This window comes from Amycolatopsis xylanica (assembly GCF_900107045.1).
Taxonomy (GTDB): Bacteria; Actinomycetota; Actinomycetes; order Mycobacteriales; family Pseudonocardiaceae; genus Amycolatopsis; species Amycolatopsis xylanica.
Map to the genome: position 1 here is coordinate 107,014 of NZ_FNON01000007.1, position 22,371 is coordinate 129,384.

Here is a 22,371-nt window from a genome sequence, read left to right on the forward strand (position 1 = left end):
GTGTCGTCCATCTATGCACGCGTGTCGTCCGTCTGGGTACGCGTGTCGTCCGTCTGTGCACGACCGTGCGATGCTGCGGGACTTTCGCTCAATGGCTTCGAGTGAGCCGCCTCGGGCTGGGCGGCTTGCTCTGGGTTTTGGGTCTGTCGGGGGCGGATCTAAAGACATCCCGTATGGACATTTCCACTCCGGGGTCGGGTGGTGTTTGTGGTCGCCGCGGAAATATCCATACGGACCGAGGGCACGGTGGCCAGTTTTCGTTGTGGCTCACCGGAAACCCCGGCCGGTACTCGCTGCCCGCCTGAGCGCTGGGTCGGCCAGCCCCGCGTGTCTAGTGGCATATGACTCTAGATTCGCGTAGTGTGGAATGCATGATCAGCACCGAAAGTCCTGACACCGCAGCACCACCGGAGTGGTGGCGCTGCGACAAAGACACGCTGCTGCTCGCCTACGTCGCCCGCGAACGAGAGAAACGGCGCCTGGAGGCCGAGCAAGGGCAAATCCTGGCCGAAATCGAATCCCGCGGCGTGAAGGAGGTGACCGGCTACGCCACCGTGCCGGGGATGCTGGTCGACTGGGTCCAGATCAAGCACTCCGAAGCCAAAGCCCGCGTCGACCGCGCCCGCGCACTCAACCCACGCCAAGACGGCGGCACCCGGATCCCCGCACTCGCACCACATGCCGCCGCAGCGGCGTTGAATGGTGATCTCGGCGCGGCGCAGCTGGATCCGATCATCGCCGCCCTCGGCGCACTACCACCCACAGTCTCAGCCGAAGACCGAGAGACCGGCGAACAGATCCTGGTCAACCTGGCCCGCACCGCCGGACCACGCCAGATCACCCACGCCGCCAAGAACCTGCGCGACCGCCTCGACCCCGACGGACGGGAACCGAAAGACCCCGACCCAGCCGAGCCGCGCCACGAACTCGGGTTCGTGACCCACCGCGACGGCACCCACGGCATAAAGATCAAAACCGACGCCGACACCATCGCCCGACTCAAAGCCACCCTCGACCCACTCGCCAAACCCCGCCCCGCCACCGAAGAAGAGGGCCGCGACACGCGCTCGCAGTGGGAGCGGCTGGGGGACGCGTTCGCGAACTTCGTTCGTATCGGCATGGGCAACCCTGATATCCCAAGTCAGGCCGGGGACAGCGTGCACGTCGTCGTCACCGTCGGCCTGGACGAACTCAAGACCGGCATCGGACGCGCCTGTCTCGATTTGGTCGGAGACATCAGCGCCACCGACGCACGCATCCTCGCCTGCGACTGCAAAGTCATCCCCGTCACCCTCGGCTCCCACGGCGAACCGCTCGATGTCGGCCGGGCCCAACGCCTCGCCACACCCGCGCAACGGCGGGCCCTCGCGATCCGCGATGGCGGCTGCGCGTTCCCCGGCTGCGATGCGCCGCCACAGCAATGCACAGCGCACCACATCGTTTTCTGGGCTCATCACGGGGAAACCCGCATCGACAATCTCGTGCTGCTCTGCGGCAAGCATCACCGGCTGATCCACAACAGCGACTGGGACGTACGCATCGCCAGCGACGGATACCCCGAGTTCATCCCACCGGCGTTCATCGACCCCGCACGCACACCCCGCCGCAACACCCTCCACACCACACGAACCTGAATCTGCAAGCAGACCAACCTCACGACAGTACGGGCGAGGAGCCCGTCGCAGCGGTTAGCCGCCACGCATGCGCGGAGTAAGCTCCGACACCGCCTGACTGCCGGGGTCAGGGTGCGGCGGGCGGAAGGTCCATGATGCCGGTGGCTTGCGACCAGACACAGCGCCACGTGCCGTCGGCATTGGTGTAGACGTCGGTGTGCCAGGCCTCGTGGCGCGGGATGTCCGCGCCGTCGACGGTGAGTTCGATGACGCACTGGTAGCGAAGGACGACGACGTCGGTGCCGACGATGGCATCCACGTCGCTGGTCAGCCGCAGTTCCCGGTAGGCGACCCGCCCACTGGTGAGGAGATCCAGGTACTCGGACTTCGTCCACACGGCGCCGGTCGGGTTGCACAACCGGTACTCGTCGGCGTGCAAGCGGTCGAAGGTGGCGGGATCCACGTCGAGGAGACAGTTGATCCGATCCTGCTCGGCCTTGATCACTTGGCCGGCCACATCGTCGGTCATACCCGCTCCTACTCACGTGTCTCTCGCTAACCCCAGTGGCACCAGGGTATCGAGAAACCGGCCAGCGGGTCCTACGGTCAGTGAGGCGGCAGGGTCCAGCGGAAGTCGCCGTCGGGGTCGTCGAGCCAGACGCGGTGGTAGCCGTCGGCGGTGACCGTGAGGCCGAAGCGGTCCCAGCCGGGGCGGCCGAGGGCGGCCCAGAGGCGGTGGGTGCGGAGGAAGCGGTCCCAGACGCGGACGGGGCCGCCTTGGCAGACCATGCGCTGGCCGTCGGCTTCGGGTTCGCGGCGGACTTCGACCCAGGAGCCGTCGCGGGCGGTGAAGGTGATCCACTCGTCGCGCTCGCCCATGGCCAGTACCGGGGGAATGAGGGTGTGGGCCAGGAAATACGGGACGCGCTCTTCGGGGAGGGTGGGGTCTATGTCGGTCCAGCAGATGGCGCCTTCGTCGACGCGGGAGGGGCGCGGGGGTGGCTCGGGGGCGGTGTCGGCGTCGCGCATCGGGACGAAGGAGGCCCAGTCGGGGAGAAAACGGCCTTCGAGGCGGTCGGGGTAACGCCTGAGCAGCACGAGGCTGCCCGCGCCGGAGCCTGCTTCGAGGTCGGCGAGCACGAGGCCGTTGATTTTCAGCTGGTCGGCCCAGGCCCAGGGGATGGCCGGTACCGCGCAGGTGACCAGGATGCGGTCGAACAACGCTTGGCCGACAACGCCTTGCGCGCCGTGGCCGACCGTCAACGTCGGATGGTGGCCGAGGGTGGCGAGGCGTTCCCTGGCGGATTCGACCAGGTCGGCGCCGATGTCGATCGAGTAGACGTGGTCGCCGCCGAGTCTGCGGCTGAGCAAGGCGGTGTTGTAGCCGGTGCCGGTGCCCACTTCGAGGACGCGGTGGCCGTCGCGGATGTCGAGAGTCTCGAGCATGCGCACCATCAGGCTGGGCTCGGAGGCCGAGGAGATCGGCACCTGCTCGCCATTGGGCATCCGGGCGATGGCCGTGACCACCGCGGAGTCGGAATACACCGTGTCGAGCCAGTCTTCGGTGCCCGCGACCGCGACCCAGCATCCGGGTTCCCTGCGGTAGAACGAGGGCACGAACACGTGCCGTGGCGTGGCCTCCAAAGCGGTGCGCCACGCCGGATCGCGCAGCACGCCGTCCTTGGTGAGCCGATCGGCCAGATCCCGGGCCCGCGCGTCCCAAGGCAGCGCGGTCGTCGTCATCAGCGGCCCCTCCAGGTCGGTACCCTCCGCTTCCATCTTCGCCATTTCCGTGACTTTTCGGTACCAACACTGACCATTTGGCCGAATGACATCGCGATCAGGTAAATCCGGATACCGGCGGTAGCTGATAACGTCACGGCCATGCGGACCTACGACATCGTCCTGTTCGGCGCCACCGGCTTCACCGGTGAGCTGACCGCCGAGTACCTGGCGCGCCACAGTCCCGTCGGCGCGCGCTGGGCGCTAGCCGGCCGTAACCAGGCGAAGCTGGAGGCGGTCCGCGAACGGCTCGCGCGGATCGACGCCGAGTTCGCCGATCTGCCGCTGCTCAAGGCCGACAGTACCGATCCCGCCTCGCTGCGTGCCGTCGCGGAGTCGGCGAAGGTCGTGATCACCACCGTGGGCCCGTACATCGAATATGGCGAGCCGCTCGTCGCGGCGTGCGCCGAGGCGGGCACCGATTACGTGGACCTGACCGGGGAACCCGAGTTCGCCGATCTGATGTACGTCAAGTATCACGCCCGTGCCGTCGAAACCGGCGCGCGGCTGGTGCACGCATGCGGATTCGACTCGATCCCGCACGATCTCGGTGCTTATTACACCGTCAAACAGCTTCCCGAAGGTGTGCCGATCACGATCAGCGGTTACGTCCGCGCGGGCGGGATGCCTTCGGGTGGCACATTCCACTCCGCGCTGACGGCGTTTTCGCGGATGCGGCAGATGGTCGCGGCCGCGAAGGAGCGCGCGCGCACCGAACCTAAGCCCGAGAAGCGCCGGGTGCGGGTGGAACAGGGAAAACCCCACCGGATGCCGGGTTCCACGTTTTGGGCGGTGCCATTGCCGACAATCGATCCGCAGATCGTCGGACGATCCGCTGCCGCACTCGAAGGCTATGGCCCAGATTTCACCTATCGGCATTTCGCGGCCATCAAACGCTTGCCGACGATCGTGGCCGGCGCCGCCGGGCTGTCCGCGATCTTCCTCGCCGCGCAGATCCCGCCCGCCCGCAAGGTGCTCGGGCAGCTGCGCAAACCCGGTGACGGGCCGGACGCGGCGACGCGCGCGAAGTCCTGGTTCTCCGTGCGTTTCGTCGGCGAAGGCGGTGGTCAGCGGGTCAGCACCGAGGTTTCCGGCGGTGACCCCGGCTACGACGAGACGGCCAAGATGCTCGCCGAATCCGCGCTGTGCCTGGCACACGACGACCTGCCGCCGGTCGCCGGTCAGGTCACCACCACCGTGGCGATGGGCGACGCGTTGCTGGAACGGCTGATTTCGGCGGGCATCCGATTCGAGACTTTCGGGTAGCCACTTCCCCGCTACCTTTGAAAGATGTGAGGACAGCACTGATTCAGGTGGCGAGCCCGCGCACGGAGACCGTGCCCGCTCGGCGGGACAGGGTCGCGGGCATGCTCGCCGACGCGGCGGGCGCGGATCTGGTGGTGCTGCCCGAATTGTGGACCACCGGCGCGTTCGCGTTCGACGCCTACTCCGAGGACGCCGAGCCGATCCACGGCGAAACCGTCTGTGCCGCCAGGGAATGGGCCAGGCGGCTCGGCGCGCATCTGCACCTCGGCAGCTTCCTCGAACGCGGCGCGGACGGCAGGCTGCACAACACCTCGGTGCTCATCGGGCCGGGCGGCTCGGTGCTGCACACCTCCCGCAAGGTCCACGTTTTCGGTTACCAGTCCAGGGAAGCCGAGTTACTGACGCCGGGAGGGACCGTCGACACGGTCGACACCGCGCTCGGCCGGATGGGCACCACGACCTGTTACGACCTGCGTTTTCCCGAGCTGTACCGGGCGCTGGCAGGCAAGGGCGCGGAGTCGATCATCGTGACGTCCGCGTGGCCGGACGCGCGGCTCGGGCACTGGCGGCTGTTCACCACCTGCCGCGCCGTCGAGGAGCAGGTCGTCCTCATCGCCTGCAACGGCGTCGGCGAGCAGGACGACGGCGCGCGGCTGGCCGGGCACAGCCGCGTCGTCGACCCGTGGGGCGAGGTGCTCGCCGAAGCGGGCACCGCGGAGGGCATCACGTTCTGCGAGATCGACCCCGGCGTGCTCCCGAGCGCCCGCTCGGGTATTCCGCTATCCGGGACGCCGAACGCATAGAGTGACGCCTATGGCCCGACTGACCCGCGCCGAAAGCCAGGCACGCACCCGCGAACAGCTGACCGCCACCGCGAAGGACCTCTTCCTGCGCGATGGCTACTCGGCGACCTCGCTGGAGAAGGTGGCCGACGAGGCCGGCTACTCGAAGGGCGCGGTCTACTCGAACTTCCGCAACAAGGACGAGCTGTGCCTCGCGGTGCTCGACCGCATCCACGAAGAGCAGGTCGCGATGATCACCGAGGCGCTCGTCGGCGCCGACGACATGAACGGGCTGATCACCGCGTTTCAGACCTGGGCGGAGCGCAGCATCGGCGACGAGGCGTGGACGGCGCTCGAGGTCGAGTTCGCCACCAACGCCCGGCACAATCCCGAGGTCAGGCACGAGCTGGCGATCAGGGACAAGGCGATCCGCGACTCGATCGCGGCGCTGCTCACCGGCTACGCCGAGCAGTTCTCGATCACGCTGCCGATGTCGGCCGACGACGCGGCGACCGCGCTGCTCAGCCTGGGCATCGGGCTGGGCGTGCAGCGCGCGATCGACCCGAGCATCCCGGTGAACGTGCTGCCGGACGTCATCCGGCTCTTCGCGGGCTCTCCAACGGGATAAAGCGGGCTTAACTCCGGTCCGGGATAAAGCCCGCTTTATCCCGGTCAGGAGGTCGCGGGATCCGCGGTGGAGCTTGAGGAGAGTTCGCGCAGGCGGTCGCGGACCGAGCGCCAGGCCAGGTCGGCGTTGAGCTGACGGCGGACGCCCGTGTCCGGGGGCTGCTCGGGCGGGAGCAGCCGCTGCGCGAGGTCGGCGAGCCAGTGCGCGTCGCACGGGTCGACGTACTTGCAGAGGTGACTCCAGGCGAAGAAGCTCACCGGCGACTGCTCCAGGTACGCGACGATCTGGTCGCGCGGGCGCAGGCCGAGCACGTTCGCTGGCCACAGCGCGTCCAGGAAGTCGGCGCGCGCGGGGTCGGCCAGGTGCGCGAGCACCGTCTGCGTGATCTCGGGGCGGCCGAGCAGCTCGGCGTAGCGGTCGCGCAGCGCGGGAACGTCGAAGCGCCAGGGCAGGCCGTCGATCGGGTTGTCCAAAAAGGACAGGATGGCGACCAGCGGCCGGATGGTGCGCAGGCAGGGCTCGCGCGCGTCGACCAGCTCGGCGTAGCGCCAGAGCACCGGCACCGCGTCGAGGTAGTACTCGATGCCGTCGCCGGGGCCGTACTCGGCGACCAGCGCCGTGAGGATGCCGCCGGCGCCGTCGAGCAGGTCGTCGTCGACCACGGCCGCGGACAGCGCGTCGCGCAGGCCGCCGGTGACCGCGGCGGTCAGCGCGAGGTACTCGTCCATCACGTCGTTGCGGAAGCCGTCACGCAGCAGCCACGACTTGATCTCCGGGTCGCGGGAGTCCGCGAGCCGCTCGACCGCCTGGACCCGGCCCCAGCCGCGGACGCGGCGCGCGAGGTCGAAGACCGCGCGGTGCGGATCGGGCTGCGTGCGCCACAGCGCGCCCACGGCGAAGAGCGTCAGCTCCTCGAGCGCGCCCATCAGCAACAGCAGTTCGCGATCGCGCTCGTCTCCGCTCAACGAGAGCAAGAGCAATCCAATCTTGACCGATTCACGCAGTGTTCCGCCCTCGACGAGCAATCGGGCCAATTCACGGACTCGCGTGTCGGAAATGGCGCGTTGTTCGAGCAGACCGGACAGTTCATCGGACATTTCCGCGACATTGACGTCTTCGAGGCAGCGTTCGAGGCCCGGCACGATCGCCGGGACGAGTTCGCCGCGCGCCGCCTCGGCCAGCAGATCCGCCAGCCCGGACGCGCCGTCGAGCCGGTTGCGGGCCAGGTGATGACTCAGTATGCCGTCGAGCGCGCCCGGCCCGAAGGTCAGCCCGTCGTCGTGTTCGGGCTCGTCAGGCAGCGGATTTCCTTCGTCAGGCCAAGGTCCGGGCCCGTACAGCGCCGCCAGCGAAAGGGCGTGCGAAAAGAACGTGGATCCACTCATCGCGCGCGCCAGCGCCTCCCCCTCGGACGGGTCATAGGCAAGAGAATGACAGCTACCCGGCCATTGAGCAACCGATTACCCGTTCATGTACATGAATTCTTCGGCGCTCTTGTGGCTTGATTGACGCTTCGTTATCGTACGGATACGCCGCAGCAAGAAGCAGAGCTGCAATTCCCGCGCACCACCCTCCGGGGTTTCTCCCTGCCCGGAGCAGCTCTGTCGAAATAGGTAAACAGGATCACTTTTCGTGTCCTAATTCGACAATGAAAGGGACTCTTAACCATGAACGCCAGAATCCGCCGCGGCATCGGCGTCGCCTCCGTGCTGGCTTTGTCCGTCGCGACGCCCGTAGTGGTCTCCACCGCCTCCTTCGCCGCCACCGAGGCCCCCGCGCTCGGCGCCGCCGTGCTCGCGGGTGACCTTTCGGCGCCCGCGAAGAAGGAAATCGCGATGAAGCTCGTCTCCAGCGCGGAGAACTCCTCGCTGGACTGGAAGGCGCAGTACAAGTACATCGAGGACATCGGCGACGGCCGCGGCTACACCGCGGGCATCATCGGCTTCTGTTCCGGCACCGGCGACATGCTCGACCTGGTCGAGTACTACTCGCAGACCACGCCGGGCAACCCGCTGCAGAAGTACCTCCCCGCGCTGCGCAAGGTCAACGGCACCGACTCGCACGCGGGCCTCGGCTCGGCCTTCGTCAGCGACTGGAAGAAGGCGGCCGCCACCGACGCGTTCAAGAACGCGCAGAACCACGAGCGTGACCGCGTCTACTTCAACCCGTCGGTCGCGCAGGGCAAAGCGGACGGCCTGAGCAATCTCGGACAATTCGCCTACTACGACGCCGCGGTCATGCACGGCTTCGACGGCGACTCGACGAGCTTCAAGGGCATCCGCTCCGCCGCGCTGAAGAAGGCGAAGCCGCCGTCACAGGGCGGCGACGAGACGACCTACCTCAAGGCGTTCCTCGTCGAGCGCAAGCGCGTCATGAAGCAGGAGGAAGCCCACTCCGACACGTCCCGTGTGGACACCGAGCAGTCGAAGTTCCTGAACGAGAAGAACTTCGACCTGCACACCCCGCTGAAGTGGTCGGTGTACGGGGAGCAGTTCCAGATCAACTGAACATGACGCGCGTGCTTCGTCCGAGGCGGGATTGAGCCTGCGCACCGTTCAGGGACTCGTGAGTGTTGCGGCCGGTTCTAACCGGCCGCAACACTCACGACACCTAGTCGCCGATCGCGGCGACGATGCGAGCCAGGAAGTCCGCGACGTGGTTGCGGAGCAGGTCCGACGCGGTCTGCGCGTCGCCCTTCTTGGCGGCGGCCAGAATCGCCTTGTGCTCGTTCCATTCCTTGCGCCAGCTGGGGTTCGCTTCCCAGCCGACGATGCTGATCAAGGCCGCGCGGTCCTTGAGGTCGTCGAGGATGCTGACGAGCAAGGGGTTGCCGCAGCCGCTGTAGAGCGCGCGGTGGAAGCGGCGGTTCAACAGGCTCAAGGCGGCCTGGTCGCGATCCGAGATCGCGGCCGAGGCTTCCTTCAACGCTTCGGCGGCGTCCTCGAGCAGGGCCGGGTCACGGCGCTCGACCGTGCGGCGGACCGCCTCGGGCTCCAGCACCAGCCGGACGTCGTAGACGGCCTTGGCGAGTTCGGAGTCGACCACGCAGACCGAGGCGCCCTTGTACGGGCTGAACGTCACGAGGCCCGAATTGGACAGCACCTTCAGCGCCTCGCGCACCGGCGTCTTCGAGACGCCGAGCTTGGCCGCCAATTCCGCCTCGACCAGCGGCTGGCCGGGTAACAGCTCCCGGGTGAGGATGCCTCGGCGGATTTCCTCCAGCACCACTTCGGTGCGCGAGGCGGGCAGGCTGAACGTCCCAGACATCGTCATCTCCGGCTCCCGACGGCTTTCGCAGATAGTGCCAAATCTACTGGTATGACGCCGCCCGAATGTTCCGGCCGGGAACAGTCGCAGAAATGATATATGAGATGTCATACTTTAGGGACTACACACAGCCCAGGAGAGTGGCAGGATCAGCCCACATGATGAAGCCTGAGGACCTCCGTAGTCACCGCTGGTTCGGCGGCGACGAGCTGCGCAACTTCAGCCACCGCGCGCGGAGCAGGCAACTAGGATTCAACCCCGAAGAGCATCTTGGCAAGCCCGTGATCGGGATCTTGAACACGTGGAGTGACATCAACCCCTGTCACATGCACCTGCGTGAGCGGGCCGAGCAGGTCAAACGCGGCGTCTGGCAGGCGGGCGGCTTCCCGCTGGAGTTCCCGGTCGCGACGCTGTCGGAGACCTACCAGAAGCCGACGCCGATGCTCTACCGGAACCTGCTGGCGATGGAGACCGAGGAGATACTCCGGTCCTACCCGATCGACGGCGCCGTGCTCATGGGCGGCTGCGACAAGAGCACCCCCGCGCTGCTCATGGGCGCGGCCAGCGCCGGGCTCCCGGCGATCTTCGTGCCGGCCGGGCCGATGCTCAAGGGCCACTGGCGCAACGAGATCCTCGGCAGCGGCACCGACATGTGGAAGTACTGGGACGACAAGCGCGCGGGTCTCATCGGCGACGCGGAAATGTCCGAACTGGAGCGCGGGCTCGCCCGCTCCCCCGGCACCTGCATGACCATGGGCACCGCCTCGACCATGACCAGCGCCGCCGAGGTGCTCGGCATGACGCTGCCCGGCGCCGCCTCGATCCCGGCCGTCGACTCGGCGCACCATCGGATGGCCGCGGCGAGCGGTGCGCGCGTGGTGGAGATGGTCTGGGAGAACCTGACGATCTCGCAGGTGCTCGACAAGCGCGCGTACTCCGACGCGATCACCACCGTGCTCGCGCTCGGCGGCTCCACCAACGCGGTGATCCACCTGATCGCGATGGCAGGCCGCAGCCAGATCCCGCTGAGCATCGAGGACTTCGACGCCATCGCCCGCCAGGTGCCGGTGCTGGCCAACGTGCGCCCCGGCGGCGACTTCCTGATGGAGGACTTCTACTACGCGGGCGGCCTCCCCGGCCTGCTCTCCCGGCTGACCGACCTGCTGCACACCGACCGCGTCACGGTCACCGGCAAGACGCTCGGCGAGCTGCTCGCCGTCGCGCGCGTGCACAACGACGACGTGATCCGCACGCGGGACAACCCGGTCGCCGCCGAGGGCGGCGTCGCCGTGCTGCGCGGCAACCTCGCGCCGTCCGGCGCGGTCATCAAGCACATCGCCGCCGAACCGCACCTGCTCACCCACACGGGTCCCGCGGTCGTGTTCGACAACTACAGCGACCTCAAGAAGCGCATCAACGACCCCGGGCTGGGCATCACCGAGGATTCGGTGCTGGTGCTGCGTGGCTCCGGCCCGCTGGGCGGGCCGGGCATGCCCGAGTACGGGATGCTGCCGATCCCGGACCACCTGCTGGCCAAGGGCGTCCGCGACATGGTCCGGATCTCCGACGCCAGGATGAGCGGGACGAGTTACGGCGCCTGTGTGCTGCACGTGGCGCCGGAGTCGTTCGTCGGCGGCCCGCTGGCGCTGGTGCGTGACGGCGACCTGATCACACTGGACGTCCCGGCGCGGCGGCTGCACCTCGAAGTCGACGACGCCGAGCTCGACGCCAGGCGCGCTTTGTGGGAGCCACCGGCGCCTCCGTTCGAACGCGGCTACGGCTCGCTCTACGCCAAGCACATCACGCAGGCGGACGAAGGCTGCGACTTCGACTTCCTCGCCAAAGCCGGTGCGAACCCGGAGCCAGACGCTCGGTAATCGATTGTCTTCAGGGGGCATCCCCCAACCGGGCGAGTGTGAGCGGCCTTCTGGCGTGCCCGTATCTTGAACACCGGCGATCGGCAACCCCGAGCTGATCGTGGAGGGTTGAGAGAGTTGCCGGATTCCTACTGGCCCGGGTCGAGTGCCGAGCAGACGGACATCTTGCCTGCCGTATCGGTGTTGACGCAGGAGCCTCCCACAGAGGCGCCCGCTCCGCCACAGAAACGCTTCAACAAGCGTAAGGCCGCCATCATCGGCGGCTCGGTGTTCGGCGGGCTGCTCCTGCTCTGGGGCGCCGACCTGCTGATCAGCAGCGGCAGCGTGCCACGTGGGGTCACGGTGGCCGGGGTGGACGTCGGCGGGATGAGCCGCGACAGCGCCGAGAAGGAGCTGCGCGCCAAGATCGAGCCGCGGCTGAGCAGCCCCGTGCAGGTCAAGGCGGGCGACGTCACCGACCAGCTCGCCCCGAAGGTCTCCGGGCTCACCCTCGACTGGCCCGGCACGCTGGACCAGGCGGGCGACCAGCCGCTCAACCCGTTCACGCGGATCGCCTCGTTCTTCACCTCGCGCGAGGTCGGTGTCGTGACGCACGCCGACGACGCCAAGCTCAAGCAGGCGATGGAGCAGCTGAGAGCCAAGACGGACCGTGACCCGATCGAGGGCACGATCCGCTTCGACGAGGCCGAGCCGGTGCTCGTCGAGGCCAAGCAGGGCCAGAAACTCGACGTTCCCGCCGCCACGGACGCCGTGCTCGCGCACTGGGCCGCCGGGCAGGCACTCGACCTTCCCGTGGCGCTCACCCCGGTGCAGACCAACCCGGACGCGCTCAAGGCCGCTTTCGAGCAGATCGCCAAGCCCGCGGTCGCGGCGCCGCTGATCATCAAGGGCGAGGGCAAGGACGCCAAGCTGGAGCCCGCCCAGATCGCCGCCGCGCTGAGCTTCGAGCCGATCACGCTGGCGCCGAAGATCGACCAGGAGAAGGTCGTCGAAGCGGCGGGCCCGCAGCTCAAGTCCACCGAAAAAGAGGGCAAAGAGGCGTCGATCGTCTTCGAGGGCGGCAAGCCCGCCGTCGAGCCGTCCGTCGACGGCAGGGGCGTCGACTGGGAGGTCAGCCTCAAGCCGATGGTCGACGTGCTCAAGCTGGCCGACAAGCGTGAGCTGAAGGCCACCTACAAGGACACGCCTGCCAAGGTGACCACCGAGCAGGCCAACCAGCTCGGCGTGAAGGAGGTCATCGGCGAGTTCACCACCGGTGGCTTCGCGGCCGACTCCGGCGTCAACATCCACGTGGTGGCCAACAAGGTCGACGGCGCGATCGTCAAGCCGGGCGAGACGTTCTCGCTCAACGGCTTCACCGGCCCGCGCGGCACCAAGCAGGGCTACGTAGAGGCGGGCGTCATCTCCGACGGCGCGCCCGGCCGCGAGGTCGGCGGCGGCATCTCGCAGTTCGCGACGACGCTCTACAACGCCGCGTACTTCGCCGGGATGAAGGACGCGGGCCACAAGGAGCACAGCTACTACATCAGCCGTTACCCCGCCGCGCGCGAGGCGACGGTGTTCCAGAACCACGACGGCAGCAGCGTCATCGACCTGAAGTTCACCAACGACAGCCAGACCGGCGTCGCGATCCAGACGATCTGGACGCCGTCTTCGCTCACGGTGAAGCTGTGGGGCACCGCGCGCTACAAGGTCGAGTCGATCGCGGGCGCGCGCACCAACCAGACCGAGCCGCAGCCCAAGGCCGGTCCGGCGGAGAACTGCCACGCCAGCAACGGCGCGCCCGGGTTCACGACCACGGACACCCGTGTCCTGCGTGACGCCGCGACCGGCCGCGAGGTCAGCCGCAGCACCCGGACGGTCAAGTACAACCCCCAGCCCAAGATCACCTGCGGCGAATAGCCCCGGGGCAACCCGAACCCCGGCGCCGGGCGTGTACGCGGCGTAGGGTCGCGCCAGCGACTCGGTCAGGGGGATGCGCATGGTTCCGGCGCTGGGGATGTACGGGCTGTACCGGCAGTTCGGGGCGAAGCTCGCGGTCGACAACGTGAGCCTCGAGGTGCCGCCAGGGTCGTTCTATGGCCTGGTCGGGCCCAATGGGGCCGGCAAGACCACGGCGCTGTCCATGGCCGTCGGGCTGCTGCGGCCGCACCGCGGGAGCGCGCGGATCTTCGGCGCCAACGTCTGGGCGGAGCCTGAGCGGGCCAAGGCGCAGGTCGGGGTGCTGCCGGACGGGTTGTCGATCCCCGAGCGGCTCACCGCGCGTGAGCTGCTCACCTACATGGGGACGCTGCGCGGGCTCGACGCGCAGACCGTCGCCGAGCGGGCGTACGAGCTGCTCGGGGTGCTGGAGCTGCTCGACGCGGCGAACACGCTGGTCATCGACTACTCGGCGGGCATGCGGAAGAAGATCGGGCTCGCCATGGCGTTGCTGCACGCGCCGAAGCTGCTGGTGCTCGACGAGCCGTTCGAGGCGGTCGACCCGGTGTCGGCGTCGACCATCCGCACGATCTTGAACCGGTTCGTCGCCTCCGGCGGCGCGGTGGTGCTGTCAAGTCACGTGATGGCGCTGGTCGAGCAGATGTGCAGTCACGTCGCGGTGATCAGCGCTGGGCGGCTGGTGGCGGCGGGCGCCGTCGACGAGGTGCGGGGCGAGGGCAGTCTCGAAGAGGCGTTCGTGCACATCGTCGGCGGGCGGACCGGTGGGGCGGAGGGGCTGTCGTGGTTGGCGTCTTCGTAGGGATGAAGCTGCGCGTGATGCGCCACGCGCTGCGAGGCAACCGCGCCATCGGCACCATTCTCGGCGGTGTCGTCGGGCTCGCCGCGGCGGTCGCCACGCTCTCCTACGGCGCGGTCTCGTTCGCGGATCCCGGCACCTCGGTCGACCTGCTGGCGTCCATCTACGCGCTGTGGCTGCTCGGCTGGATACTCGGGCCGGTCTTGATGGGCGGCGACGAGTCGCTGCGGCCGGAGCACTTCTCACTGCTGCCGCTGAGCGGGCGCAAGCTCGCGACCGGGCTGCTCGCCGCGAGCTTCGTCGGCGTGACGACGGTGGTCTCGCTGGTCGCGTTCGCCGGGCTGTTCGTCTACGGCCAGCGCCTCGGCGGCGGCGCCGCACTGGTCGGACTGGTGTTCACCGTGCTGCAGCTGGTGCTGGCCGTGCTGCTGTACCGGGTGGTCACCGGCCTGCTCGGCGCGCTGCTGAGCACGCGCAAGGGCAAGGACCTCGCGCTGGTGGTCGTCGCGTTGCTGACGCTGTCCGGTGTCGCCCTGCAGTACGTCCTGCACACGCTCGGCCCGGCGATCATCGACGGCCAGGCGAGCGAGCTGACCTCGGTCACGCGGGCGCTGCCGTCCGGCTGGGGTGCCGTCGCGGTGCGTGCCGCGGGCGACGGGCAGTGGACGACCGTCCTGCTGCTGGCAGCGGCCATGGTCGTGCTGCTCGCCGGGCTGCTGCTGGCCTGGGCGAAACTGCTCGCGCGGCGCGTGACCCACCCGGCGTACCACGGGGTGGCCAAGAGCCGCGCGAAACGGACCGGCCGCGCACTGCTGCCCGCGACCCCGCTGGGCGCGGTCGTCGGCAAGGAACTGCGGTCGTGGTGGCGGGACGCGCGGCGGCGGACCACGATGTTCAGCGCGATGCTCGTCGGCCCGGTGATCATGATCGGGCCCTCGCTCTACGACGGGTCGGCGGCCACGTTCGCCTCGGGCGCCGGGGTCTGCCTCGCGTTCTACGTCCCGCTCTACACCGGCAACCTGTACGGCTTCGACGGCAGCGGCTTCTGGCACACCCTGCTCACCCCCGGCGCGATCCGGGCCGACGTCCGGGGCAGGCAGCTGGCCTGGCTGCTCATCGTCGGGTCGGTCGGGCTGGCGTGCTGCCTGGTCCTGCCCGCGGCGACCGGCCATCCCTCCACGTATCCGCTGGTGCTGTCCCTGTTCGCGGTCCTGGTGCTCGCGGGCGCCGGTTCCGTCGCCCTGCAGTCCGCGATGGCGCCGTATCCGCTGCCGGATCAGCGTAAGACCTCGAACCCGTTCGCCACAGGCGGCAACGCGGGCTGCGCGAAGATCCTTCCCTTGCTCGGGATGGAGCTGCTGGCCGCGCTGACGACGATCCCGGTGATCATCCTCGAGGTGTTCGGGCGTACCCAAGATCTGCCGGTGTTGCGCTGGCTGGAGATCCCGGTCGGGATCGCCATCGGCGGCGCGTTCTATTGGTACTGGGGCAAGAGTGCGGTGGCCAGGCTCACCGCGACGGGACCGGAGATACTGGCCGAGCTGCGAGTGTCCGTTTAGGACGCTCGCACGCCGTCCACGCTCAAAGTCTGCAGCAGGCCGAGGTTGAACCGGGCGTAGCGGTAAGGCGCGCCCGCGTGCCGGACCACGGGATTCCTCGAAGAGAACTGGCTTGACCCGACGTACTTTCCTTTCGCGTCAAGGAAATCTACTGGGACCCTGCCGAGACACCAGCCGCGGATCTCCAGGTCACCCACGCCCTCCTCGTCGTCGCCGAGGTCGAGGGTGAAGCGGCCGTTGAGTAATCCGATGACGGTCGCGTGCCTGCCGTCGGGCGCGCCGAGCGCGTGTTTTCCGTTCAGCACCACCACATTCGACGCCGACGCGACAGCGTTCGCGAACGGGTCGGCGTCCGGCTTCGGCAGTCTGGTGTGGAAGACGTGACCCTCGCCGTCGAAGACCACGGAGCGGCCGTCCGCGCTGATCCCCGGCCCGGCGCCCGCGCCGAGCCGGGTGAGCGCGCCCGTGCGCAGGTCTTTGACGAAGACGTCGAAGGCCTTGTTCGTGTCGCCGGGCGTGAGGTTCGACGCCTTGCTCTCGAAGACGGCGTACCGGCCGTCCGCGCTCAACGCCGAGCGATACGCGAGTTCGTCACCCTGCCGCCCGTCTGCGGTGACGCTGGCCCTGACGAGCTTGCCACTCGGGAGTTCTTTGACGTAAATGTCGGCGAAACCGTTGGTGTCACCGGGAATCAGCGCGGCGGCCGAGCTGAACGTGACCGCCGAGCCGTCGCCGCTGATCCGCGGGCGCTCGGCGTCGGCCGCCGTGCTGGCCCGGGTCACCTTGCCCGTGCGCAGGTCCTTGACGAACACGTCGAAGCGGCCTTGACCGTCACCGGGCGCCAGATTTCCCGCGTTGGAACGGAAAGCGACGTAGCGGCCGTCGGCGCTGACCGTCGGCCGGTCCGACATCCCGAACGCTGGCGAGCCGTCGGCGGTCGCGCTGACCAGCGAGATCTTGCCGGTGACGAGGTCGGTGCTGAACACGTCCGGCGCGCCGTTCACGTCGCCGGGCACGAGGTTCGAGCCGGCCGAGAAGAAGACGACCGAGCGGCCGTCGGCCGCGATCTGCGCCAGATACGAGACATTGTCGGCCCACACGCCCTCCGGGGTCCGGCTGGCGACGGTCAGCTCGCCGGTGCGCAGATCCTTGACGTAGACGTCCAGGCCCTCACCCGCGCGGCCGGGCACGAGGTTGCGCGCGTTGGAGGTGAACGCGACGAACCGGCCGTCCGCGGAGATCGACGGCTCGTAGCCGCCCGCGTCGGCCTGTCCGCCGTGCGCGGTGACGTTGACCCTGGTCAGCGTGCCGAGCTGCCGGTCGCGCACGAAGATGTCGGAGGCGTCGTTCGTGTCGCCCGGCACCAGGTTCGACGCGAAGGACTGGAACGCGACGAACCGGCCGTCCCGGCTGATGTAGGCGTTGTCGGACGGGGCGTTCCCGTGCCCGCTCACCACCTCGGTGACGGGTGCGATCGCGCCGGTGATCAGCAATGCGACGGGCAGCGCCGCCGCGACGGCGAGCGTTCTCCTTGCGAGCACAGGAAGTTCCTTCCCTAGCGCGGCGGATGTTCTTACTAAGCCGCGTCAGGGAAGAAACCTCAAGATCCCGTGTACGGGATCCGTCAGATCAGGGCAATCCGGCCAGCGATTCGGCCAGTGCGTCGTCGGACAACTCGTCGTCGACCATGTCGCCCGCGAAATACGAGCCGTAGGCGGGCAGATCGAGGTGCGCGTGCCCGCACAATGCCGTGAGTATGACCTTTTCCTCGCCGGTTTCCTTGCAGTGCAAGGCTTCCCGGATGCACGCGGCCAGCGCGTGCGTCGGCTCCGGCGCGGGGATGATGCCTTCCGTGCGGGCGAACTTGACCCCGGCCGAGAAGCATTCCTGCTGCCCGATCGAAATCGCTTCCATCAACCCGAGTTCGTAGATGTGCGAGATCAGTGGCGACATCCCGTGATAGCGGAGGCCACCGGCGTGGATCGGGTCGGGAATGAAATCATGCCCGAGCGTGTGCATCTTGAGCAGCGGGGTGAGCCCGGCGGTGTCGCCGAAGTCGTAGGCGTACTTGCCCCGGGTCAGCGACGGACAGGCCGCCGGCTCGACCGCGCGGATCACCGGCGACATCCGGCCCGCCAGTTTCTCCCGCAGGAACGGGAAAGCGAGCCCGCCGAAGTTCGAGCCGCCGCCGGTGCAGCCGACGAGCACGTCCGGGGTGTCGCCCGCCAGCTCGAACTGCTTGAGCGCCTCCTCGCCGATGATCGTCTGGTGCAGCAGCACATGGTTGAGCACGCTGCCGAGCGCGTACCGGGCGCCCTCGTCGGCGGCGGCCTGCTCGACGGCCTCGCTGATCGCGATGCCGAGACTGCCTGTCGAATCGGGATGCTCGGCGAGGATCGCGCGCCCGGACGCGGTCAGCTCCGACGGGCTCGGGTGCACGGTCGCGCCGAAGGTCTCCATCATGAGCTTGCGGTAGGGCTTCTGGTCGTACGAGGCCCGCACCTGCCAGACCTCGCATTCGAGCCCGAAGGTCGCGCAGGCGAACGCGAGCGCGCTCCCCCACTGGCCCGCGCCGGTCTCGGTGGTCAGCCGGGTGACGCCCTCTTGCGCGTTGTAGAACGCTTGCGGCACAGCGGTGTTCGGCTTGTGCGAGCCGACCGGGCTGACGCCCTCGTACTTGTAGTAGATCCGCGCGGGCGTGCCTAACGCCTTCTCAAGCCTTCGCGCTCGGTAGAGCGGCGAAGGGCGCCATAAGCGGTAGACGTCGAGCACCGGCTCGGGGATGTCGATGTAACTCTCACCGCTGACCTCTTGCATGATCAGCGCGAGCGGGAACAGCGGCGCGAGATCGTCGGGGCCGACGGGCTCGCGGGTGCCGGGGTGCAGTGGTGGGGGCGGTGGCTCCGGCAGGTCAGGGATGACGTTGTACCACCGGGTCGGCATTTCGGCTTCGTCCAGGATGTACTTCGTGCGCTCGGCCATAGCCTCCCACGGTAGGAGTGGTGGCAGGACTAAGCCAGTCGATCAGGCTAGATTCGGCCGCATGCGCAACCTCGTCCTGCTCGACGCACCGTCCAATCTGGGCCTTCGCCCACCTGAGGCGGGCGCCGTGCCCGGCTGTTACAAGGCGCCGGGGGCGCTGCGTGACCAGGGCCTGCTCACGCGGCTCGGCGCGGACGACGGCGGGGTGGTCACTCCCCCGCGCTACCTCTCGGCGTGGCAGCCCGGCGACGGCGTCCGCAACGCCGAAGCGATCGCGGAGTACACGCGCACGCTCGCCGGGCGGCTGGCGCACGTGGACGGTTTCCCGGTCGTGCTCGGCGGTGACTGCTCGATCCTGCTCGGCGCGATGCTGGCGCTGCGCCGCCGCGCGGGCCGGTTCGGCCTCGCCTTCCTCGACGGTCACGACGACTTCCGGCATCTCGGCAACTCGCCGCACGTCGGTGCGGCGGCGGGCGAAGACGTCGCGCTGGTGACCGGCCGCGGCGCGGACGAGCTCACCGACATCGACGGTCTGCAGCCGTACGTGCGCGACGAGGACGTCGTGGTGCTCGGCGCCCGCGAGCGCGAGTCCCGCGACGCCGCGGACGCGGGCATCGCGACGGTGACGAGTGAGTCGATCATGGCTTCGGGTCCGGCCGCCGCCTTGGAAACCGCGCGGCGCGTGCTCGAGCCGCTCGACGGTTTCTGGGTGCACGTCGACATCGACACGCTCGATCCGGCGTACGTGTCGGCCGTGGACAGTCCCGACGACGGCGGGCTCGACCCGGACACCTTGGTGACCTTGCTGCGCGGCCTGCTCGCGCTGCCGGGCGCGGCGGGCTTCGAGCTGACCGTGTTCGACCCCGACCTCGACCCGGACGGCAGCCAGGCTGCACTGGTCACCGAGGTGCTGGTGAACGCTTTCCACCGCTGAGCCGAACTGACATGCTGGGGCCGTGTTTCACAAGTTCACCGAATCCGCACGCAAGGTCGTCGCCGGAGCGCAGGACGAGACGCGCAAGCTCGGGCACCAGCGCATAGGGAACGAACACCTGTTCCTGGCCGCGCTGTCGCAGTACGAGCTGGGGATCGACATCGACGAGGCACGGCAGGTCGTCCAGCGGCTCGTGCCAGCCGACCAGGAGCCGGGCCAGGGGCACGTCCCGTTCAGCACGGAAGCCAAAGGCGTGCTGGAACAAGGCCTATACGAGGCCACCGGCACCGGCCACAAGCTGATTTCCGGCGGGCATCTGCTGCTGGCCACCATCGCGGACCCCGGCACGGTCGCCTCGCGCGCGCTGGGCGAGCTGAACGTGCCGGTGGCGGACTTCCGCGACCGCGTCATCGCCACCACACTGGGGGACTGAGGGTTGAGCACACGCACGGAGCACGTCACCGTCGCCGACGGCGGGTTCGACCTGCCGGTCTGGCTGCCCGAATCCGGCAGCGGGCCGGGACTCGTGCTGATCCAGGAGATCTTCGGGCTCGACGACTACCTCAAGTCGGTCGCCGCCGATCTCGCCAAGCTCGGCTACGTGGTCGCGGTCCCCGAGCTGTTCTGGCGCTTCGAGCCGAAGTGGTCATCGGGGCACGACGAGGCCGGGATCGCGGCGTCGATGGCCGTGGTCGGGAAGTTCGACTTCGCGCTCGGGCTGTCGGACGTGCTGGCCACCGCCGAGCTGCTGCGCGGGCTGCCGGAGGTCCGCGGCGGCGTCGGCGTGTTCGGCTTCTGCCTCGGCGGCTCGCTCGCGTTCGCCGCGGCGGCCGCGGGGTCGCCGGACACCGCCGTGTCGTTCTACGGCTCGACCGTGCCGGACGCCATCGGGCAGCTCGACGGCGTGACGTGCCCGATCCAGTTCCACTTCGGCGGCAAAGACCCGTACATCGCCCGTGACGGCGTGAAGCGCGTCGAGGAGGCCGTCGCCAGGCACGAGGGCGCGGAGATCCACGTCCAGGAAGAGGCGGGGCACGCGTTCCACAACCATGTCGCGGCGATCTTCTACGACGCTCCCGCCGCGGAAGCGGCTTGGTCGCTCACGGAAAGCTTCCTGGCACGGACCCTGCCTGTGTAGGTAGCTTCTGGCTATGGCAACCCTGGTCACATTCCACGCCCACCCCGATGACGAATGCATCGGCACTGGTGGGGTCATGCGCAAGGCCGCCGACGAGGGGCACCGCGTGGTGCTCGTCGTCGGCACCCGCGGCGAGGTCGGTGAGGTCGAAGACGGCTTTCTCGCTGAGGGCGAACAACTATGGGAGCGCCGCGTCATCGAGACGCACGCGTCGGCGGAGATCCTCGGCGTGAAGCGCGTGGAGTTCCTGGGCTACCGCGACTCCGGCATGATGGGCGAGCCGACCAACACCGAGCCGGGCACGTTCTGGACCGCTCCGGTCGAGGAGGCCGCCGAGAAGCTGGCCGCCATCCTGCGTGAAGAGAACGCCGACGTCCTCACGATCTACGACGACAACGGCGGCTACGGGCACCCCGACCACATCCAGGTACACCGCGTCGGCAAGCGCGCGGCCGAACTGGCGGGCACGCCGAGGGTGTACCAGGGCACGATCAACCGCGACGCCATGCGCCGTGGCATGGAAGAGGCGGTGGCGTCCGGGCAGATGAAGGCGGAGGACGCGCCGGACTTCGACCAGTTCGAATTCGGCAAGCCGGAGGCGGAGCTCACCTGCGAGGTGGACGTGACGGCGCACCTGACCGAGAAGCGGGCCGCGATGCGCGCGCACGCGTCGCAGATCAGCGAGCAGTCGTTCTTCCTGTCGATGCCGGACGACCGGTTCGCCGCCAGCTTCGGCACCGAATGGTTCATCCGCGAAGGCCAGGGCCCCGGCATCACCGAGACGGATCTGATGGCGGGCCTGTAATGCGGCGGACGGTGGACTGGGCCGACGGCGCGGTCGTGATCATCGACCAGGTCGCGCTGCCGTCGGAGTACCGGACGCTGACGCTGCGCACGGTCGACGAGCTCATCGACGCCATCCGCCGCCTCGCCGTGCGCGGCGCGCCCGCTTTGGGCGCGGCCGGAGCGCTCGGGGTCGCGCTGGCGGCGTTCAACGGTTCGGACGTCGCCGTGGAGGCGGAACGCCTGGCGTCGGCACGGCCGACGGCGGTCAACCTGCGCTGGGGTGTCACGCGGGCGCTCACCCGGCTCGGTGAGGGCGCCGACGCGGTGCTCGCCGAGGCTCTCGCCTTGCTGGAGGAAGACGAGCGGCTCAATCGCGAGGCGTCGGGCCTGGCCGCGGAAGTTGTGCTTTCGGCGTGCTCACGCCGTCCGTTGCGCCTGCTCAGCCACTGCAACGCGGGCAGGCTCGCGACGGTCGCCTGGGGCAGCGCGCTCGGCGTGGTCTGGCATCTGCACGCCCGTGGCCTGGTCGAATCGGTGCTGGTGGACGAAACCCGGCCACTGCTGCAGGGCGCCAGGCTGACGGCGTGGGAGCTGGCGGAGGCCGGGGTGCCGTACCGCGTGCAGCCGGACAGCGCGGCGGCGCTGGCGATGGCGCGCGGCATGGTCGACTGCGTGCTCGTCGGCGCGGACCGGATCACCGCGAACGGCGACGTGGCCAACAAGGTCGGCACGTATTCGCTGGCGATCGCGGCGGCCCACCACGGCGTCCCGTTCGTGGTCGTCGCCCCATCGTCCACAGTGGACACCACGCTGGCGACCGGCGCGGAGATCGAGATCGAGGAGCGCCGCGCGGACGAGCTCACCCACTTCGCGGGCACGCGGGTCGCGCCCGAGGGAGCGGCCGTGTTCAACCCGGCGTTCGACGTCACCCCGGCCGCGCTCATCACGGCGGTCGTGACGGAGCACGGGGTTTTCAAGCCCGCCTAGGGGTCGTGAGTGTTCCGGCCGGTTCTAACCGGC

The 22,371-nt window shown here is 68.9% G+C and carries 20 protein-coding genes; 14 read left to right on the forward strand and 6 right to left on the reverse strand.

What is annotated here, in order from left to right; genetic code table 11:
- Window positions 1-371 precede the first annotated feature (371 nt).
- Complete coding sequence (locus BLV57_RS29965; RefSeq protein ID WP_091294445.1) at window positions 372-1,634, forward strand: HNH endonuclease signature motif containing protein; 1,263 nt, start codon at window positions 372-374, stop codon at window positions 1,632-1,634.
- Window positions 1,635-1,740: 106 nt separating this feature from the next.
- Here BLV57_RS29965 and BLV57_RS29970 read toward each other — a convergent pair whose 3' ends face one another.
- Both BLV57_RS29970 and BLV57_RS29975 read right to left on the reverse strand, forming a co-directional pair.
- On the reverse strand, window positions 1,741-2,142 hold the full coding sequence (locus BLV57_RS29970) for a nuclear transport factor 2 family protein (RefSeq protein ID WP_091294446.1): 402 nt from the start codon (window positions 2,140-2,142) through the stop codon (window positions 1,741-1,743).
- Between the two features lie 77 nt (window positions 2,143-2,219).
- Window positions 2,220-3,401, reverse strand: coding sequence for a methyltransferase domain-containing protein (locus tag BLV57_RS29975; protein ID WP_245757572.1), 1,182 nt, complete (start codon window positions 3,399-3,401; stop codon window positions 2,220-2,222).
- A 96-nt stretch (window positions 3,402-3,497) separates the two neighbouring features.
- Here BLV57_RS29975 and BLV57_RS29980 point away from each other — a divergent pair, with 96 nt between their 5' ends.
- From BLV57_RS29980 to BLV57_RS29990, 3 genes are read left to right on the forward strand one after another with little or no spacing between them, the layout of a single operon-like run.
- Window positions 3,498-4,661: a saccharopine dehydrogenase family protein gene (locus BLV57_RS29980; protein ID WP_091294448.1), complete on the forward strand. Its 1,164-nt coding sequence runs from the start codon at window positions 3,498-3,500 to the stop codon at window positions 4,659-4,661.
- 26 nt (window positions 4,662-4,687) lie between these two features.
- A complete protein-coding gene (locus BLV57_RS29985) occupies window positions 4,688-5,464 on the forward strand; it encodes a nitrilase-related carbon-nitrogen hydrolase (protein ID WP_091294449.1) in 777 nt (258 codons plus the stop codon).
- Window positions 5,465-5,474: 10 nt separating this feature from the next.
- Complete coding sequence (locus BLV57_RS29990; RefSeq protein ID WP_091294451.1) at window positions 5,475-6,071, forward strand: TetR/AcrR family transcriptional regulator; 597 nt, start codon at window positions 5,475-5,477, stop codon at window positions 6,069-6,071.
- Between the two features lie 44 nt (window positions 6,072-6,115).
- Here the strand turns inward: BLV57_RS29990 and BLV57_RS29995 are convergent, their stop codons facing one another.
- Window positions 6,116-7,456 carry a hypothetical protein gene (locus BLV57_RS29995; RefSeq protein ID WP_091294454.1) on the reverse strand — a complete coding sequence of 447 codons (1,341 nt, stop codon included), beginning with the start codon at window positions 7,454-7,456 and terminating at the stop codon, window positions 6,116-6,118.
- Window positions 7,457-7,738: 282 nt separating this feature from the next.
- Between BLV57_RS29995 and BLV57_RS30000 the strand changes: the two genes are divergently transcribed.
- Window positions 7,739-8,578: a chitosanase gene (locus tag BLV57_RS30000; protein ID WP_091294455.1), complete on the forward strand. Its 840-nt coding sequence runs from the start codon at window positions 7,739-7,741 to the stop codon at window positions 8,576-8,578.
- Between the two features lie 103 nt (window positions 8,579-8,681).
- Here BLV57_RS30000 and BLV57_RS30005 read toward each other — a convergent pair whose 3' ends face one another.
- Window positions 8,682-9,338, reverse strand: a complete 657-nt coding sequence (locus BLV57_RS30005; protein ID WP_091295063.1) for a GntR family transcriptional regulator — start codon at window positions 9,336-9,338, stop codon at window positions 8,682-8,684.
- A gap of 158 nt (window positions 9,339-9,496) precedes the next feature.
- Between BLV57_RS30005 and araD the strand changes: the two genes are divergently transcribed.
- From araD to BLV57_RS30025, 4 genes are all read left to right on the forward strand, one after another.
- Window positions 9,497-11,215 carry an L-arabinonate dehydratase gene (gene araD, locus BLV57_RS30010; RefSeq protein ID WP_091294457.1) on the forward strand — a complete coding sequence of 573 codons (1,719 nt, stop codon included), beginning with the start codon at window positions 9,497-9,499 and terminating at the stop codon, window positions 11,213-11,215.
- A gap of 117 nt (window positions 11,216-11,332) precedes the next feature.
- On the forward strand, window positions 11,333-13,117 hold the full coding sequence (locus BLV57_RS30015) for a VanW family protein (RefSeq protein WP_091294460.1): 1,785 nt from the start codon (window positions 11,333-11,335) through the stop codon (window positions 13,115-13,117).
- 79 nt (window positions 13,118-13,196) lie between these two features.
- Entirely contained in the window at window positions 13,197-13,955 is a 759-nt protein-coding gene (locus BLV57_RS30020; protein ID WP_218134899.1) for an ABC transporter ATP-binding protein, read from the forward strand.
- Window positions 13,937-15,511, forward strand: coding sequence for a hypothetical protein (locus tag BLV57_RS30025; RefSeq protein ID WP_091294464.1), 1,575 nt, complete (start codon window positions 13,937-13,939; stop codon window positions 15,509-15,511). The genes BLV57_RS30020 and BLV57_RS30025 overlap by 19 nt, the downstream gene beginning before the upstream one ends.
- Here the strand turns inward: BLV57_RS30025 and BLV57_RS30030 are convergent.
- The gene (locus tag BLV57_RS30030) at window positions 15,508-17,052 is read right to left on the reverse strand and encodes a TolB family protein (RefSeq protein ID WP_091294465.1); all 1,545 of its coding nucleotides are present in this window, start codon (window positions 17,050-17,052) and stop codon (window positions 15,508-15,510) included. The two genes, BLV57_RS30025 and BLV57_RS30030, sit on opposite strands and share 4 nt — an antisense overlap.
- Window positions 17,053-17,140: 88 nt before the next feature.
- Window positions 17,141-18,493, reverse strand: coding sequence for a TrpB-like pyridoxal phosphate-dependent enzyme (locus BLV57_RS30035; protein ID WP_091294467.1), 1,353 nt, complete (start codon window positions 18,491-18,493; stop codon window positions 17,141-17,143).
- Between the two features lie 61 nt (window positions 18,494-18,554).
- On the opposite strand from BLV57_RS30035, the gene BLV57_RS30040 reads away from it, so the two are divergent.
- The 5 genes from BLV57_RS30040 to mtnA are packed head-to-tail and all read left to right on the forward strand — an operon-like array spanning window position 18,555 to window position 22,338.
- Window positions 18,555-19,427 (forward strand): arginase family protein, encoded by an 873-nt coding sequence (locus BLV57_RS30040; protein WP_091294468.1) that lies wholly within the window; start codon window positions 18,555-18,557, stop codon window positions 19,425-19,427.
- Between the two features lie 22 nt (window positions 19,428-19,449).
- Entirely contained in the window at window positions 19,450-19,860 is a 411-nt protein-coding gene (locus BLV57_RS30045) for a Clp protease N-terminal domain-containing protein (protein ID WP_091294470.1), read from the forward strand.
- 3 nt (window positions 19,861-19,863) lie between these two features.
- Window positions 19,864-20,565 (forward strand): dienelactone hydrolase family protein, encoded by a 702-nt coding sequence (locus tag BLV57_RS30050; RefSeq protein WP_091294472.1) that lies wholly within the window; start codon window positions 19,864-19,866, stop codon window positions 20,563-20,565.
- Window positions 20,566-20,578: 13 nt separating this feature from the next.
- Window positions 20,579-21,370: a PIG-L family deacetylase gene (locus tag BLV57_RS30055; RefSeq protein ID WP_091294473.1), complete on the forward strand. Its 792-nt coding sequence runs from the start codon at window positions 20,579-20,581 to the stop codon at window positions 21,368-21,370.
- Complete coding sequence (gene mtnA, locus BLV57_RS30060) at window positions 21,370-22,338, forward strand: S-methyl-5-thioribose-1-phosphate isomerase (RefSeq protein WP_091294474.1); 969 nt, start codon at window positions 21,370-21,372, stop codon at window positions 22,336-22,338. The genes BLV57_RS30055 and mtnA overlap by 1 nt, the downstream gene beginning before the upstream one ends.
- The last annotated feature ends 33 nt before the right edge of the window (window positions 22,339-22,371 follow it).